This window comes from Streptomyces sp. NPDC001970, from assembly GCF_053594115.1.
On sequence record NZ_JBSFDW010000004.1, the window covers coordinates 117,305 to 132,220 of the forward strand.

Annotated in this window: 13 protein-coding genes and 1 riboswitch; of the genes, 7 read left to right on the plus strand and 6 right to left on the minus strand. The window is 72.1% G+C overall.

Annotation, left to right across the window (positions count from 1 at the left end; genetic code table 11):
• Positions 1–133 precede the first annotated feature (133 nt).
• Both cdgB and ACWCP0_RS07170 read left to right on the plus strand, forming a co-directional pair.
• Entirely contained in the window at positions 134–1,825 is a 1,692-nt protein-coding gene (gene cdgB / locus ACWCP0_RS07165; RefSeq protein WP_451077859.1) for a diguanylate cyclase CdgB, read from the plus strand.
• 111 nt (positions 1,826–1,936) lie between these two features.
• A complete protein-coding gene (locus ACWCP0_RS07170) occupies positions 1,937–2,914 on the plus strand; it encodes a CBM35 domain-containing protein (protein ID WP_451077860.1) in 978 nt (325 codons plus the stop codon).
• 125 nt (positions 2,915–3,039) lie between these two features.
• Here ACWCP0_RS07170 and ACWCP0_RS07175 read toward each other — a convergent pair whose 3' ends face one another.
• The 3 genes from ACWCP0_RS07175 to ACWCP0_RS07185 form a co-directional block, all read right to left on the minus strand.
• The gene (locus tag ACWCP0_RS07175; protein WP_451078045.1) at positions 3,040–3,966 is read right to left on the minus strand and encodes a 1-phosphofructokinase family hexose kinase; all 927 of its coding nucleotides are present in this window, start codon (positions 3,964–3,966) and stop codon (positions 3,040–3,042) included.
• A gap of 182 nt (positions 3,967–4,148) precedes the next feature.
• Entirely contained in the window at positions 4,149–5,285 is a 1,137-nt protein-coding gene (gene nagA / locus ACWCP0_RS07180) for an N-acetylglucosamine-6-phosphate deacetylase (protein WP_451077861.1), read from the minus strand.
• Positions 5,285–6,268, minus strand: coding sequence for an ROK family protein (locus tag ACWCP0_RS07185; RefSeq protein ID WP_451077862.1), 984 nt, complete (start codon positions 6,266–6,268; stop codon positions 5,285–5,287). Before ACWCP0_RS07185 ends, nagA begins: the two co-directional genes overlap by 1 nt.
• 510 nt (positions 6,269–6,778) lie before the next feature.
• On the opposite strand from ACWCP0_RS07185, the gene ACWCP0_RS07190 reads away from it, so the two are divergent.
• Positions 6,779–7,015, plus strand: a complete 237-nt coding sequence (locus ACWCP0_RS07190) for a DUF3263 domain-containing protein (RefSeq protein WP_351235701.1) — start codon at positions 6,779–6,781, stop codon at positions 7,013–7,015.
• 9 nt (positions 7,016–7,024) lie between these two features.
• Positions 7,025–7,879, plus strand: a complete 855-nt coding sequence (otsB, locus tag ACWCP0_RS07195; RefSeq protein ID WP_451077863.1) for a trehalose-phosphatase — start codon at positions 7,025–7,027, stop codon at positions 7,877–7,879.
• On the opposite strand, the gene ACWCP0_RS07200 is transcribed toward otsB, so the two are convergent.
• The 3 genes from ACWCP0_RS07200 to ACWCP0_RS07210 all read right to left on the minus strand — a co-directional run bounded on the left by ACWCP0_RS07200 (position 7,817) and on the right by ACWCP0_RS07210 (position 12,286).
• Positions 7,817–9,328 carry an alpha,alpha-trehalose-phosphate synthase (UDP-forming) gene (locus tag ACWCP0_RS07200; RefSeq protein WP_451077864.1) on the minus strand — a complete coding sequence of 504 codons (1,512 nt, stop codon included), beginning with the start codon at positions 9,326–9,328 and terminating at the stop codon, positions 7,817–7,819. The two genes, otsB and ACWCP0_RS07200, sit on opposite strands and share 63 nt — an antisense overlap.
• A 107-nt stretch (positions 9,329–9,435) precedes the next feature.
• Positions 9,436–11,220 (minus strand): DUF7927 domain-containing protein, encoded by a 1,785-nt coding sequence (locus ACWCP0_RS07205; protein ID WP_451077865.1) that lies wholly within the window; start codon positions 11,218–11,220, stop codon positions 9,436–9,438.
• Positions 11,221–11,344: 124 nt separating this feature from the next.
• Positions 11,345–12,286 carry a glucosyl-3-phosphoglycerate synthase gene (locus ACWCP0_RS07210; RefSeq protein WP_451077866.1) on the minus strand — a complete coding sequence of 314 codons (942 nt, stop codon included), beginning with the start codon at positions 12,284–12,286 and terminating at the stop codon, positions 11,345–11,347.
• A gap of 115 nt (positions 12,287–12,401) precedes the next feature.
• A riboswitch (SAM riboswitch) is annotated at positions 12,402–12,577 on the plus strand.
• On the opposite strand from ACWCP0_RS07210, the gene thrC reads away from it, so the two are divergent.
• The 3 genes from thrC (at position 12,571) to ACWCP0_RS07225 (ending at position 14,846) form a co-directional block, all read left to right on the plus strand.
• Positions 12,571–13,881, plus strand: coding sequence for a threonine synthase (gene thrC / locus ACWCP0_RS07215; protein WP_451077867.1), 1,311 nt, complete (start codon positions 12,571–12,573; stop codon positions 13,879–13,881). (Overlaps the previous riboswitch by 7 nt.)
• Positions 13,878–14,153 carry a MoaD/ThiS family protein gene (locus tag ACWCP0_RS07220; protein WP_451077868.1) on the plus strand — a complete coding sequence of 92 codons (276 nt, stop codon included), beginning with the start codon at positions 13,878–13,880 and terminating at the stop codon, positions 14,151–14,153. Before thrC ends, ACWCP0_RS07220 begins: the two co-directional genes overlap by 4 nt.
• A 489-nt stretch (positions 14,154–14,642) precedes the next feature.
• Positions 14,643–14,846: a cold-shock protein gene (locus tag ACWCP0_RS07225; protein ID WP_003986833.1), complete on the plus strand. Its 204-nt coding sequence runs from the start codon at positions 14,643–14,645 to the stop codon at positions 14,844–14,846.
• Positions 14,847–14,916: the final 70 nt, after the last annotated feature.

Here is a 14,916-nt window from a genome sequence, read left to right on the forward strand (position 1 = left end):
GAGCCCGGTATTTGTTGACCCTGTGTACCGGGTGGGCAGCGCGCTGTGATTCAGTGGCGGGGACAGTGCACCAAGAGGATCGATGAGAAGCCTGGAGTCACGTTAGCTGTCGAGGTCTCGGGGAGAGCGAGCAATGGAGGCCGAGTCGGAGCCGTACGTCCGCCTTGCGACCATGCGGCAGCTGCATCGGGTCGTGGCGGACCTCAACACGGCCCGTAGCCTGGCGGACACGCTGCAGACCGTCGCGGACGGCATCGTCGCGGGTCTCGGCTACGAGCTGGCATGCGTGAATCTGGTGCGCCCCGACGGGGATCTCGTCGTCGCCGCCTTCGCCGGGAACACCGCGGCCGAGGCCCTGATCACCGGACGCGTCGGCTCCCGCACCTCCTGGGAACGACGACTGTCCATGGGCGAGGCCTGGGGCGAGCTCCGGTTCATCCCGCACACCGAGGGCTGGGTGCTGCTGGAGGACGACGTTCCGCAGTGGTACACGGAGGGCCCCGAGCCCCGCTTCGAGGACGAGTGGCACCCCCAGGACCGGCTCTACGCACCCATGTACGCGTCGGGCGGCGGGCGCGAGCTCGTCGGCGTCATCTCGGTCGACAAACCCCGCAACGGCCGCCGGCCGGGCGCCTGGGGCCAGGAGGCGCTCCAGATGTACGCGTCGCAGTCCGCGATTGCGATCAGTAACGCCCGGCTCCGGGCAAACATGCAGCGCGCGCTGGTCCGCCTGGAGCGCGAGCAGCAGGCACTGCGCGCCAGCGAGGAGTCGTTCCGCCAGGCCTTCGAGTACGCGCCGAGCGGCATGGCCATCGCCGAGATGGGCGGCGACCAGCACGGCCGGCTGCTGCGCACCAACGACGCGCTGTGCCGCCTCCTCGGCCGGCCCGCCTCCGCGATGCGCCGCTACTCCTTCGCCGACCTCGTCCACCCCGAGGACATCGGCACGCTCCTGCGCACGTCCGCCGAGGGCGGCCGGGCCGAGCTGCGCCTCGGCCGCCGTGACGGGACGTACGTCTGGGTCTCGCTGCGGAACTCCGTGGTCGCGGACACCGCCGACGGCCCGCGGTTCCTGCTCACGCATGTCGAGGACATCGAGGAGCGCAAGCGCCACGAGCTGCAGCTCGCGCACCGGGCCAGCCATGACTCGCTGACCGGCCTGCCCAACAGCGCGGAGCTGCGCGCCCGCCTCAGCGCCCGGATCTGCGAGCGGCCGCAGCTGTCGGCACGGGCGAGCGCGGTCGAGGCACTGGACGCGGCGTACTCCGCCCATCCCGCGCACTCCGTGCGCCCCGCGTACGACAACGGCGGCATCGACGAGACCGGCCTCGGGCCCGACCGTTTCGACTTCGACCCGCCCGCGCCCGGCGGCCCCTTCGACCACCATGTGCATGCCGTCGCGCCCGACAGCGAGCACGACGACGGCACCAAGGGGCTCGCGGTCCTCTTCTGCGACCTGGACGGCTTCAAGTCGATCAACGACCGGTTCGGCCACAACACCGGCGACGCCGTCCTCATCGAGGTCGCGCGCCGGCTCACGACCGGTGTGCGCGACGGGGACACCGTCGCCCGGCTCGGAGGTGACGAATTCGTTGTCCTCGCCGACGGACTCGGTGCGGCTGACGCCGCCGACCTGGCCGTACGTCTGCGGAACGCGATCATTCCGCCGATCCGCGTGGACGGGCGGGCCGTGCGCGTCGGGGCGAGCTTCGGGATCGGCTGGGCGGTCTGCGGTATGTCCGTAGAAGAGGTACTTCAATCCGCTGACCAGCGGATGTACATCGAGAAGCGTTCCCGGTCGAAGATGCACCGGCGGGCCGGATAGCCGTCGCAGGGAAACCGGACGGCAATCAGGAAACGTCCTTGGGTTTGCTCGAACGGGGTAGGCTCGGCCAGTCGGCGACGGCTGGCGAGCAAGGATAGGAGTGACCCAGGGATGACGGCCGGGAACAACGGCGCGAGCACGCCCGAGGACGACGATCCGTTCGGCTACCTGTACGCGGACGGGCAGCAGGCGGGCGCCACACCTCCCCATCAGGGCGGCTACGGCTACCCCGGTCCGGCGGCGGCGCAGCCCGGCGTGCCCAGGACGTCGTACAACCAGGTCAGAACCGTCGGTGAGCGTCAGTACGGACAGGTGCCGCAGCAGCAGGCCTACGGCCGGCCGCCGCAGGCCCAGCAGCAGTACGCGCACCAGCCGACCGCCCAGTACGCGGCACCCGAGACCTATCCCGGCGGCGCCCCCACCCGTCAGGTCCCGTCAGCGGGCCACGGCCACGGTGGTGGCCGCGGCCGCGGGCCCAACACCAAGGGCCTGCTGATCGGCGCTGTCGCGGTCGTCGCGGTGGTCGTCATCGGCATCACCGCGGCCGTCATGAGCAGCGGCGACGACGACGGCAACACCCCCCAGGCCAACCCGAGCAGCGGCGCCCCCGCGGGCCAGGTGGGGCCGAGCGAGGACCCGACCAAGGGCAGCGGCGAGGAGGACAAGCCCGCCGAACTACCGAAGCAGGACGCCGCAACGCTCAAGCTGGGCCCGCCGGCGGCCCTGGCCAAGGTCGTCAAGGGCGCCCAGGGCACGGACGGCGCGTACGTGACCGGCTTCAACGCGGTCGGTGCGTCGGTGACCTGGAAGGCCACCCTCGAGGAGGAGGGCGAGTACCGGCTCTACGTCCGGTACGCCATCCCCGCCAAGGACGCCAACGCGACCCTGACGGTCAACGGCAAGCCGAACACCAACCCGATCGGCCTGAAGAACTTCATCGGCTCCTCGGACCCGAACCTGGAGAAGAACTGGCAGACCACTTGGGCCCCGGTCACCCTCAAGCAGGGCGAGAACGAGCTCAAGCTGTCCTGCGAGGCGGGCAACCAGTGCGACGCCATCCTCGACTGGCTCGAGGTCAAGCGCGCCTGATCGTCGGGCGGGCGTGATCGCCTCTCCGACTTCCGATCGTCGATTTCCGTCACCGTCCCGGCCGCTGTCCTGCGCGCCGGGACGAGGCGTTCTCGGGCACCGCAGGCGGGACACCGAGGGCGGCTTCACGCCGCAGGCGCGTGCTCCGTCACCGTGACCCTCGTCAGCAGGTCTTCGTACGACGGCCGGTCGAAGTCACCCGCCGCCGGGGCCAGGACCGTCGCCGTCGCCAGGGCCACCGCGCGGGCCAGCCGGTCCGGCCAGGAAAGGGACTCCACCAGGCCCGACAGGAGGCCGGCGACGGCGGAGTCGCCCGCGCCGGTCGGGTTGCCGAGGACCTTGGCGGGCGGGGCGGCCTGCCAGATGCCGTCGGGGGTGGCGGCGAGGATGCCGTCGGGCCCCAGGGACGAGACCACCGTGCGGGCGCCGCGGCGGCGGGCGTCGTGGGTGGCGCGCAGGGGCTCGCGGGAGCCGGTGAGCTGGGCGAGCTCGTCCGCGTTCGGCTTGACCAGGTCGGGGCGGGCCGCGATGCCGCGGCGCAGCGGCTCGCCGCTGGTGTCCAGCAGGGCGGGGACGCCGGCCGCCCGGGCCCGGCGGACCAGTTCGGCGTACGCGCCGACGTGGATGCCGGGCGGCAGGCTGCCGCACAGGGCCACCGCGTCGGCGTCCTGCAGCAGCGTCTCGTACGTGGCGAGGAAGGCGGCCCACTCGTCGGCCGTGACGGTCGGGCCCGGTTCGTTGAGCTGGGTGGTGTCGCCGGTCGCCGCGTCGACGACGGCGAGCGTGCGGCGCGTGGTCCCGGCGACCGGGACGAGCGCGTCGCGCACCGGCAGCGGCGCCAGCAGATCGCGCACGACCGCGCCCGTGGGGCCGCCCGCGAAGCCCGTGACCACCGCCTCGTGCCCGAGCGCCGCGAGGACGCGGGCGACGTTGAGGCCCTTGCCGCCGGGGCGTTCGGTGACCTCGGTGACGCGGTGGGAGGTGTGCGGGACGAGCGCGGGGACCCGGTAGGTGAGGTCGAGGGCGGTGTTCAGCGTGACCGTCAGGATCACTTCTGACACCCCCGGAGATTGCGCTGGTCATGGTGCTTGCCATGGACTTGCCACGGTCGGACGGGTCCTGATCATGCCAAAAAGAAGGCGGTTGGCCCAGACCCCCGTCGGCCAACCGCCCGTGCACCGGGCCGTTCCCCTGGCCCGGTCAGCGCTGTTCCACGTCCCCGTCCACGGCTCCGCTACGGCTCGATCAGCCACGCGCCCTTGCGCATCACGCCCTTGAGCGCGAAGTCCGCGTCCAGCACCACCAGGTCCGCGTCCTTGCCCGGCTCCAGCGACCCGACCTTGTCGTACACGCCGAGCAGCCGCGCCGGATTGGCCGAGATCGCCTGCACGATGTCCTCGACCGGCAGCCGGTCGACGGTCGCAGCCCGCCGGAACGCGGTGTCCAGGGTGAGCGTGGACCCGGCGATCGAACCGCCCTCCACCAGCCGGGCGACCCCGTCCCTGACCTCGACCTCCAGCGGCCCGAGGTGGTAGACCCCGTCGCCGAAGCCCGCCGCGTCCATCGCGTCGGTGATGAACGCGACCCGGGCCGCGCCCGCGCGGTGGAACGCCAGCTCCAGCGCCGCCGGATGCAGATGCGTTCCGTCGTTGATCAGCTCGACCGTGATCCGCTCGTCCTCGAGCAGCGCGGCGATCGGTCCCGGGGCGCGGTGCCCGAGGGCCGGCATCGCGTTGAAGAGGTGGGTCGCGACGGTCGCGCCCGCCTCGATCGCCTCCACCGTCTGCTCGTACGTCGCGTCCGTGTGCCCGATCGCCGCGATCACGCCGTGCTCGGCGAGCAGGCGTACGGAGTCGATGCCGCCCGGCAGTTCGGTGGCGAGGGTGACCATCCTCGCCGTGCCGCGCGCCGCGTCGAGCAGCTTGCCCACGTTCGCCGGGTCGGGGTCGCGCAGCAGCTTCTCGCTGTGCGCGCCCTTGCGGCAGGGGGAGATGAACGGTCCCTCGAAGTGGATGCCGGCGAGGTCGCCCTGCTCGACGAGCTCGGACAGGAAGCCGGCCCGGTGGGTCAGGAAGTCCATGTCGCCGGTGACGGTGGAGGCGACCATCGTGGTCGTGCCGTGCTCATGGTGCGTCCGCACGCCCGTGAGGACGTCGTCGGCGGTGCCGGAGGTGAAGGACGCCCCGCCGCCGCCGTGGTTGTGCATGTCCACGAAGCCGGGGACCAGCCAGTGGCCGGAGAGGTCGGTCGAGGGCGTGTCGGCAGGGGCGTGCCCGGTGAGCCGGGTCCCGTCGACGATCACCCTCCCGTTCTCGACGACGCCGGTGGGCAGCACCACCCGGGCGCCCGTGAGAACCATCCGGTCGGCCATCAGGCGGTTACCTCCGTGTCGAGAGCGTCCGTCGACTCTGAGTCGTCCGTGTCGCGTGAGCTGTGTGAGTCGAGCAGGTCCCAGGCGAGGAGCCCCGCGCCCAGGCAGCCGGCGGTGTCCCCGAGCGCCGCCGGGACGATCGCGGGCAGCTTCTGGAAGGTGACCCGTGCCTCCACCGCTGTCCGCAGCGGTGTGAACAAGGTTTCTCCTGCCTCGGCGAGACCGCCACCGATGATCAGGGTGCGGGGATCCAGCAGGGTGAGCGCGGTGACCAGCCCGTCGGCGAGCGCGTCGACCGCTTCCTGCCAGACCCGCGCGGCGCCGGTGTCGCCGGACTCGACGGCCTTGGCGCAGTCGGCGGCGTCCGCGTCCGGGTCTCCGCTCGCCGCGGCCCAGGCCCGGGACACGGCGGACGCCGATGCGAGGGTCTCCAGACAGCCGCGCTGCCCGCAGCCGCACTCCGGCCCGCCGGGCCGCACGACGACATGGCCGATCTCGCCTGCGTACCCGTGCGCTCCGGCCTCGATGGCACCGCCGATGCCGATGGCCCCGGCGATCCCGGTGCCGAGCGGCACGAACAGGAACCGGTCGGTTCCCCGGCCCGCGCCGATGCGTCCCTCGGCGAGGCCGCCCGTGCGGACGTCGTGGCCGAGGGCGACGGGGACGCCGCCGAGCCGCTCGCCGAGCAGGTCGCGCATCGGCACGTCGCGCCAGCCGAGGTTCGCCGCGTAGACGGCGATGCCGGCCTCGGCGTCGACGATGCCGGGTACGGCGACTCCGGCGGCGACGGCGCTCTCGCCGTACCGCTCCCGGCCGTACGCGCGTAGCTCCGCGGCGAAGCCGAGGATCGTCTCGATGACCGCATCGGGCCCGCGCTCCCGGCCGGTCGCGCGCCGCGCCTCGTGGAGCAGTGCCCCGTCCGCCCCCACGAGGGCGGCTTTCATCCCGGTGCCGCCCACATCGAGGGCGATGACGTGTCTCACGCGTACAGTCTCGCGCGCGGACCCCGGAGAGGTCTAGTCCACTGCTCGGGGCTTCCGTTGTTCTGCCGAAGCGTGGCGTGTGGTGTAGACCTCTATGTTCGCACGTGACGAACAGACATACGGACAAGTAGAAGTGGGGGGACGAGCGGTGCAGCGGCGCTACTTCGGGTGAAGGCGAACGGGGTGAAGTACCCCTTCGGGCTGCCGCTCGGCTCCGAGGAGTCCCAGGCCCCGGGCGGGGACCCCTCGGCGGTGCTGACGCGCATCGCGACGGAGGCGGCGGACGCGGAGGCGGCCGAATAGGCCAGGGGGCGCGGCCCCGGGGCCCCTCCCGCTGGTCGGCGGCAGCGGTACCGGCCCGGTGGTCCGGGTGTCCCGTCCTCGGGCTGAAGTCGGCCCCGCCGGTGATGGGGGCACGGGGGTGCGGGGGCGGAGCCCTCGGTTCGGGAAGGGATGGGGTGGAGCGGGGAAGGAAACCCCCGCCAACCCGCCGCGCATTATGTTGCTCATATGACCGATAGCGACGAGCTGTCCGAGCGGGACCGGGCCGTGCTCGGGGTGGAACGGACCGACTGGGCCGGACCCGGGGCCAAGGAGCGGGAGATCCGGGAGCGGCTCGGGATGTCGCCGACGCGCTACTACCAGGTGCTGAACGCGCTGCTGGACGACCCCCGTGCGCTGGCGCACGACCCCGTGACCGTCAACCGTCTGCGGCGAGTCCGGGACGCCCGGCGCGAGCGCCGATAGGGTCGGAACATGGGCAGCCATTCGGAGCACGTACTGCCGGAGCCGATCACGCCCGCCGGACGTGAAGGACTCGCCGCGATCCTCGAGAGGCCGCGGGAGACCGTCGTCGGGCTCGATTTCGACGGGACGCTCGCGGAGATCGTGCCCGACCCCGAGCAGGCCCGCGCCCACCCCGGCACCGTCCCCGCGCTCGCGGGGCTGGCGCCGCGCGTGGCGTCCGTCGCCGTCGTGACGGGGCGCCCGGCCGGGGTCGCCGTGCGGTACGGCGGATTCGCCGGTGTGCCGGGCCTGGAGCACCTCGTCGTGCTCGGGCACTACGGCGCCGAGCGCTGGGACGCGGTCAGCGGCACGGTGCAGGCGTCGGCCCCGCACCCCGGCGTCGAGGCCGTACGCGCCGAGCTGCCCGGGTTCCTCGACGCCATCGGCGCCTGGGAGGGCATCTGGATCGAGGAGAAGGGACGCGCGGTCGCCGTCCACACGCGCCGCGCCGAGGACCCGCAGGCCGCCTTCGAGGCGTTGCGCGAGCCCATTGCCGAGCTGGCGGCACGGCACGGCCTGATCGTCGAGCCCGGACGGCTCGTCCTGGAGCTGCGCCCGCCGGGCATCGACAAGGGCATCGCGCTCTCCGAGTACGTACGCGAACAGCGGGCCGGCGCCGTCCTGTACGCGGGCGACGACCTCGGCGATCTCGCCGCCTACGCCGCCGTCGAGAAGCTCCGCTCCGACGGCGTGCCCGGACTGCTCCTGTGCAGCGGAAGCACCGAGGTCCCCGAGCTGGCCGAGCGCGCCGACGTGCTGCTGTCAGGCCCGGCCGAAGTCGTCGGGTTCCTGGCCGCCCTCGCCGAGCGCCTGAAGCGCGTGTAGCTGGTCCAGGAACCACTGCTGCGGCGGCAGCGCGGTCGCCGCAGCGGCCAGTCGTTTGCTGCGTTCCGCCCGCTCGCCGTCCGACATGCTCAGCGCTTGGTGGAGCGCGGCGGCCGTGCCCGTGACGTCGTACGGGTTCACCCCGATGGCCTCCTCGTGGAGCTCCTCGTACGCCCCCGCCTCCCGCGAAAGCACCAGCGCGCAGCCCGCGTCCGAGACGACCGGGATCTCCTTGGCGACGAGGTTCATCCCGTCCCGGATCGGGTTGACCAGCGCCACGTCCGCCATCCGGTACGCGGCAAGCGATCGCGCGAAGTCGTCCTTGACGTGCAGGACGACGGGCGTCCAGCCGGGCGTGCCGTACTGGGCGTTGATCTCCTCGGCGACCCGTGCGACCTCCGCCGTGTAGTCGCGGTAGACGGTCAGGTCCTGCCGCGAGGGGTAGGCGAAGGCCACGTGCACGACCCGCTCGCGCCACTCGGGGTGCTCGTCGAGCAGCGCCCGGTACGCCAGCAGTCCGCGCACGATGTTCTTCGACAGCTCGGTCCTGTCGACCCGCACGATCGTCTTCCGCCCGGGTCCGACCTGCTCGCGCAGCGCCACCATCCGCTCGGCGACGTCCGTCTCGTGCGAGCGCCGCCGCAGGAACTCGGCGTCCGCCCCCAGCCCGTGCACCCCGATCCAGGTCCTGCCACGGGCCGGTCCCGGACCGCGGACCGTGACGTGGGGAGCCTCGTCCTTCGGCCAGGACGGCACGACGTCGTACGGCCCCAGCACCGACGGGCAGGTGCGCATGAACGTCCGCGCCCATCGCGAGGTCAGGAACCCCAGCCGGTCGGCGCCGAGCATCCCGAGGAGCAGTTCCTCCGCGATGTCGTCCGGCAGCATCCGGAAGTACTCCGGCGGTGCCCACGGCGTGTGCGAGAAGTGCCCGATCCGGACGTCGGGGCGGTGCTCGCGGAGCATCCCCGGCGCGAGCGCCAGGTGGTAGTCCTGGATCAGCACGACCGCCCCGGGCGCCGCCTCGGTCGCGAGCACCTCCGCGAAGGCCCGGTTGTACATGCGGTAGGCGACCCACTGCCGCCGGAACTCGGCGTCGAAGACCGGCTCCAGCGGGGTCTGGTACAGCATGTGGTTGACGAACCACAGCACCGAGTTGGCGATGCCGTTGTACGCGTCCGCGTGAATGGCCGGATCGATGTCGAGCATCCGCACGCCCGGCTCGGCGACGCCGCGCCGCACCGCCTCCCGGTCGCCGTCGCCGAGCGCCGCGCACACCCACAGGGCGCCCGCGTCCGGGCCGATCGCGGACAGACCGGAGACCAGCCCGCCGCCGCCGCGCCTGGCGTCGAGCGTGCCGTCCTCGCGGAAGGCGTACGTGACCGGACCGCGGTTGGAGGCGACGAGTACCTGCGCCGTGCGCTCGGAGGCAGCGTGCTCGGAGACCATGTCGCGAAACCTAGCCCGTCCCGTATCCGCTCAAACGTACGGCCGGACTCCGTCGGCGGAGTCCGGCCACACGGTCACCCGGATTGCTCACTGGGACGCTCGCCCGGTCAGTGGTTACGGCGCCGTTCGCGGGTCGCGGCGAGCGCGATCGCCCCGGCGCCGATCAGCGAGACCGCGACGCCCCCGAGCAGCCACAGCCGCTCGCCGGAGATGCCGGTCGCGGCCAACTCGGGCAGGCTGCCCTGGATGGCGGCACCGGTGTCGGCCCCGGCGGCGGCAGTGTCGGTGCCGACGGCGGCGGCGCCGGTCCGGGTGTCGACGGCGGTGCCGGCGCTCACGGGGTTCCCTGGGGCCTCAGGGCTCCCGGTGGCCTCGGCGCTTCCGGCGGCGCGGGGGGCCCGCAGTTCATCGCCAGGCAATCCGCCCGCGTCCGCGGGTGCGGGGTCCTCCTGCTCCGCGCCCTCGTCACCCGAGCCGCTCGAGTCGTCGCCCAGTTCGTCGCCGGCGTCGTCTTCCGTGCCGCCGACCGGGGTGCCGCTCGAGTCGTCGGCGGCCTCCTCGGCCGGATCCGCCGCGGCCTGGGGTTCCTCCTGCCCCGCCGCGTGGACGATCACCGGGGTCACCGTGCACTTCGCGTCGTCGCTGGCCGCCTCGCAGTTGGACCACTCCGACTCCTCCACCACGCTGTTGCGCAGCGACCCGTCCCCGGCGCCCGCCGGGCCGACGGTGACCGAGTACGTCACGGTCACCGACTGCCCGGCCGGGATGCCGCCGACGTACGAGAGCTCGGGCTCCGCGTAGCTGACCTTGCCGGTCGTCGCCGCTGCGTCGCCGTCGTACACGGCGTCGTCGAGGTTGTCGGTCAGGTCGTCCGTGAACCGGACGTCCGGCAGGTCGGTGTCCCCGAGGTTCTTCGCCGTGATCGTGTACGTCACCTTGTCGCCGGGCTCGGCGGACGTCGTCGACGCCGTCTTGGTGATCTCCACATCGAGCGCCGGGGCGGAAAGGGCGATCGCCGACGCGAGGTGCGTGTCCGCCGTGCCGCTGTCCGTCCCGAGCGAGAACGACGCCGAGGTGGCGGGCGCCTCGACCTCCTTCACGAGGAAGCCGCCGTCCGTGCTCCCGTCACCCCCGTACGCCGTGACGGACGCCCGGACCTGGCCGCGGGAGCGGTGGACGCCGCTCACCGGGACGGTCGTCGCGGGCGCGGCGGGACGCTGCAGGGCGTGGCCGCCGTAGATACGGACGGTGCGGCGTGTGGGGGCGTGGGCCTTGTCCGGGCCGTCGTACGCGTACACGACGGTCAGGGACCAGCCCGCGGTGCAGCCCGGGCCGGCCGGGCTCCAGATGCCGTCGACCGCGACGGGCAGCGGCGTGCCGGAGCCGGTGACGTCCTCGAAGGCGGCGGTGACGTCGGCCTCGCCGGTGTAGTAGTGCGCTCCGGGCGCCGACTGCGGGTCCTGGACGAGGTTCGTGGCGTGGACCGTGACCGGCTCGTTCCGGCCGACCCTGATCGAGGGCGCGGCTGCGAGCGGGGCGCCGGCGGAGGGGGCGCAGCGGCGCAGCAGCCTGCCGTCCGGGGCGCGGTACGTGCCGTCGTGCCCGCCCCAGAACAGCCGCGCGTAGGCGACCCGCGCGCCCTCGGGGATCCTGACCCGGCCGGTGCCGCCGCCGTGGTCGGCCGTGCTGCCGATGGTCGTGAAGTCGCCGTACAGGGATGCGTCGTAGCGCGTTTCGAAGGGGGGCGCGGCGGGGGCCGCGGCCGCCCCGTCCGGGGCGAGCATTCCGGTCGAGACGGCGGCGGAGACGGTGGTGAGGACCGTCAGGGCCCCGAGGAGACGGGGCGTCCTGGAATTCTGGCGCCAAGCGCCCATGAGTCTCGTATAGCCCATAAGTCTGAAATGTAGGCAATCTATCCGCCGTCGACGCGCTGCGCCGCGCCCGCGTTACGCCGCCCGTGGACCGGGGCGCCGGACGCCCTGTTCACCGACGCTCCCCGGGGCCGGGGGCTGCCCCCTACGCCGCCCAGCGCCTCGCGTACTCCGCGATGTCCCGCATCGGCGGCCGCTCCTCCGTGTCCACCGCATGCGTCCGCGCCACGAACCCCTCCTCGCCCCGCTCGAACTGCGTCAGGGCCGGCCGCACCAAATGCCCGCGCGACAGCCGCAGTTGGGCCGTGCGGTAGATCGTCGCCGCCATCCGGCCCAGCGCCTGCCCGTCCTGGTGCCGGTGCAGCCGTACCCCCACGTCCACCTGCGCCAGCGCGTCGAGGCCCACCGTGTGCAGCGCGTCCACCAGCAGCCCGAGCTCCACCCCGTAGCCCACCGGGAACGGCAGCCGCTCCAGCAGCGAGCGCCGCGCCGCGTACTCGCCGCCCAGCGGCTGGACGAAGCCGGCCAGCTGCGGCCAGTGCAGATTCAGCAGCGGCCGCGCGACCAGCTCGGTCACCCGGCCGCCCTGGCCGGGAGTGCTGCCCAGCGGCCGGTCGTACATCGCCTTCACGAACTGCACGTCCGGCTCGGTCAGCAGCGGGCCGACGATCCCGGACACGAAGTCCGCGGAGAACTCCTTCAGGTCCGCGTCCACGAAGCAGACGATGTCGCCGCTCGTCACCAGCAGGGACCGCCACAGCACCTCGCCCTTGCCGGGCACGGCCGGTATCCGCGGGAGTATCGCGTCACGGTGCACGACCCGCGCGCCCGCCCCCGCCGCCACCTCGGACGTACGGTCCGTCGAACCCGAGTCGACGACCACGAGCTCGTCCACGAGCGACGCCGCGTCCGTCATCAGCTCCTGCCGGATCACGGAGACGATCTCGCCGACCGTCGCCTCCTCGTTCAGCGCAGGGAGCACCACGCTGACCGTGGTTCCGCGCTTCGCGGCGACGAGCTGGTCGAGCGGGCGGTCTGCCACGGACCAGGACCGCCGGGCCAGCCAGCGCTCCACCTCTTCCAGCACGTGATCTCCATCTCGCGGATCGGACGACCATCTCGGGCGTCCGGGGGTTCGGTTACAGTCTTGAACAACGCGCCCGACCCTCGCATGCCGGGGGCGAGCGCCGACAATCACATACCGCTCATCCAGAGGGGCAGAGGGAAACGGCCCGTTGAAGCCCCGGCAACCCTCCAGCCGGCCACGCGGCGGAAGCCGCACATCGACGCGGCGTTGCGATCATCGCGCGCGAGGCTCCCGGCTAGGGAAGGTGCCAAATCCGTCTCATGGCGAGATGCGCCATGAGGAAGATGAGGAGAAAGGGCCTCGCCTCCATGGCTGTAGAGACAGTTGCCACCACCACCGACCTTGTCGATCTGGGCCCGGCCTCCGGCCTTTTGTGCCGCGAATGCGGCGAGCGGTTCGCGCTCGGCCCGATCTTCGCCTGCGAGCTGTGTTTCGGGCCGCTCGAAGTCGCGTACGACCTGCCGAGCCGCGACCCCGAGGCCCTGCGCAAGCAGATCGAGAACGGCCCGGCCAACATCTGGCGCTACGCGCCGCTGCTCCCCGTCCCCGCCGACGTCGCGAGCAAGCCGAACCTGAACCCGGGCTGGACCAAGCTCGTCCAGGCCGACAATCTCGCCCGTGAACTGGGTGTCGAGCCGGGCCGGCTCTTCGTCAAGGACGACTCCGGCAACCCGACACACTCGTTCAAGGACCGCGTCGTCGCCCAGGCGCTGGAGGCCGCCCGCGCCTTCGGCTTCACCACGCTCTCCTGCTCCTCCACCGGCAATCTGGCGGGCGCGGTCGGTGCCGCGGCCGCCCGCGCCGGCTTCCGCTCCTGCGTGTTCATCCCGCACGACCTGGAGCAGGGCAAGGTCGTCATGGCCGCGGTCTACGGCGGCGAGCTCGTCGGCATCGAGGGCAACTACGACGACGTCAACCGCTTCTGCTCCGAGCTCATCGGCGACCCGCTCGGCGAGGGCTGGGGCTTCGTCAACGTCAACCTGCGGCCGTACTACGGCGAGGGCTCCAAGACGCTCGCGTACGAGATCTGCGAGCAGCTCGGCTGGCAGCTCCCCGACCAGATCGTCATCCCCATCGCCTCCGGCTCCCAGCTCACGAAGATCGACAAGGGTCTGCAGGAGCTGATCAAGCTGGGCCTGGTCGAGGACAAGCCCTACAAGATCTTCGGCGCCCAGGCGGAGGGCTGCTCCCCGGTGTCCGTGGCCTTCAAGGCCGGCCACGACGTCGTGCGGCCGCAGAAGCCCGACACCATCGCCAAGTCGCTCGCCATCGGCAACCCGGCCGACGGTCCGTACGTCCTGGACATCTGCCGCCGCACCGGCGGCGCCGTCGAGGACGTGACCGACGAGCAGATCGTGGACGCGATCAAGCTGCTGGCCCGCACCGAGGGCATCTTCACGGAGACCGCCGGCGGGACGACCCTCGGCGTGGCGAAGAAGCTGATCGAGGCCGGCGCCATCGACCCGTCCCTCACGACGGTGGTCGTCAACACGGGTGACGGCCTGAAGACCCTGGACGCGGTGGCCCCCACGACGGGCATGTCCGCGGTCATCAGCCCCAACCTGGACTCTTTCCGAGAGGCTGGCCTCGCATGAGCGTCAACGTCCGCATCCCCACCATCCTCCGCACGTACACGGGCGGTCAGGCCGAGGTTCCGGCGGAGGGCGCGACCCTCGCCGAGGTCATCGCCGACCTGGAGAAGAACCACACCGGCATCGCGGCCCGCGTCCTGGACGACCAGGGCAAGCTGCGCCGCTTCGTGAACGTGTACGTCAACGACGACGACGTGCGCTTCGAGCAGGGGATGGAGACGGCGACGCCGGACGGCGCGGGCGTCTCGATCATCCCGGCCGTCGCCGGAGGCTGACCGTCCGACACAGTGCCGGAGGCTGACCATCGACACAGTGCCGGAGGCTGACCTCCGGGCCCGGCGCCGACCCGGTGGGCGGCACGCAGAGTTAACAGAATTGCCCCCTCCGCAAGCTAAGCGGAGGGGGCAATTCTGCAGGGTTGAGCGCGGTAGAGTTGGGGAAGTCCCCGCCGCTGCTTGTGCCACGTGCATATGAGAATGCGTCCGCACACGATAAGAAGCAGCCAAAGTGTTCGAGTTCGATGCGGCTTATGCGCGCTTTGGTCGGCCCGACTTGCCCTGGAATCCAGTGAATTCGCAGTAATTGCCCTTTCGGCCCTGCCCAGAATTCTCGTCCGATTGACCTGTTGCAGACGGCAGTTGGACAGATACATTCAGCCGCGGTCGACGCGTTCCGGCGCACATCCACGCCTCTTCGTGGATGAGGTCTGACCCGGGTCCGCGAAGTGCGGTCCTGTGCAAGGGCCAGTAATAGGGGAGTTAGGCATGGCTCAGGGCACCGTCAAGTGGTTCAACGCGGAGAAGGGGTACGGCTTCATCGCGGTCGACGGTGGTGCGGATGTTTTCGTCCACTACAGCGCGATCCAGATGGACGGCTACCGCACCCTGGAGGAGGGTCAGCGGGTCGAGTTCGAGATCTCGCAGGGCCAGAAGGGGCCGCAGGCGGACATGGTCCGTGTGGCCGGCTGAAGCGCCGACCGACTGCAGCGACGTAGCGGAGGGTCCGTCCCCTGGACTGGGGTACGGGCCCTCTGTCGTG

Bases quoted from the DNA above. Each gene is read 5' to 3' on its own strand.
- cdgB (WP_451077859.1), top strand. From the start codon at position 134: ATGGAGGCCGAGTCGGAGCCGTACGTCCGCCTTGCGACCATGCGGCAG.
- ACWCP0_RS07170 (WP_451077860.1), top strand. From the start codon at position 1,937: ATGACGGCCGGGAACAACGGCGCGAGCACGCCCGAGGACGACGATCCG.
- nagA (WP_451077861.1), bottom strand. From the start codon at position 5,285: ATGGCCGACCGGATGGTTCTCACGGGCGCCCGGGTGGTGCTGCCCACC.
- ACWCP0_RS07190 (WP_351235701.1), top strand. From the start codon at position 6,779: ATGACCGATAGCGACGAGCTGTCCGAGCGGGACCGGGCCGTGCTCGGG.
- otsB (WP_451077863.1), top strand. From the start codon at position 7,025: ATGGGCAGCCATTCGGAGCACGTACTGCCGGAGCCGATCACGCCCGCC.
- ACWCP0_RS07200 (WP_451077864.1), bottom strand. From the start codon at position 9,328: ATGGTCTCCGAGCACGCTGCCTCCGAGCGCACGGCGCAGGTACTCGTC.
- ACWCP0_RS07205 (WP_451077865.1), bottom strand. From the start codon at position 11,220: ATGGGCTATACGAGACTCATGGGCGCTTGGCGCCAGAATTCCAGGACG.
- thrC (WP_451077867.1), top strand. From the start codon at position 12,571: ATGAGGAGAAAGGGCCTCGCCTCCATGGCTGTAGAGACAGTTGCCACC.
- ACWCP0_RS07220 (WP_451077868.1), top strand. From the start codon at position 13,878: ATGAGCGTCAACGTCCGCATCCCCACCATCCTCCGCACGTACACGGGC.
- ACWCP0_RS07225 (WP_003986833.1), top strand. From the start codon at position 14,643: ATGGCTCAGGGCACCGTCAAGTGGTTCAACGCGGAGAAGGGGTACGGC.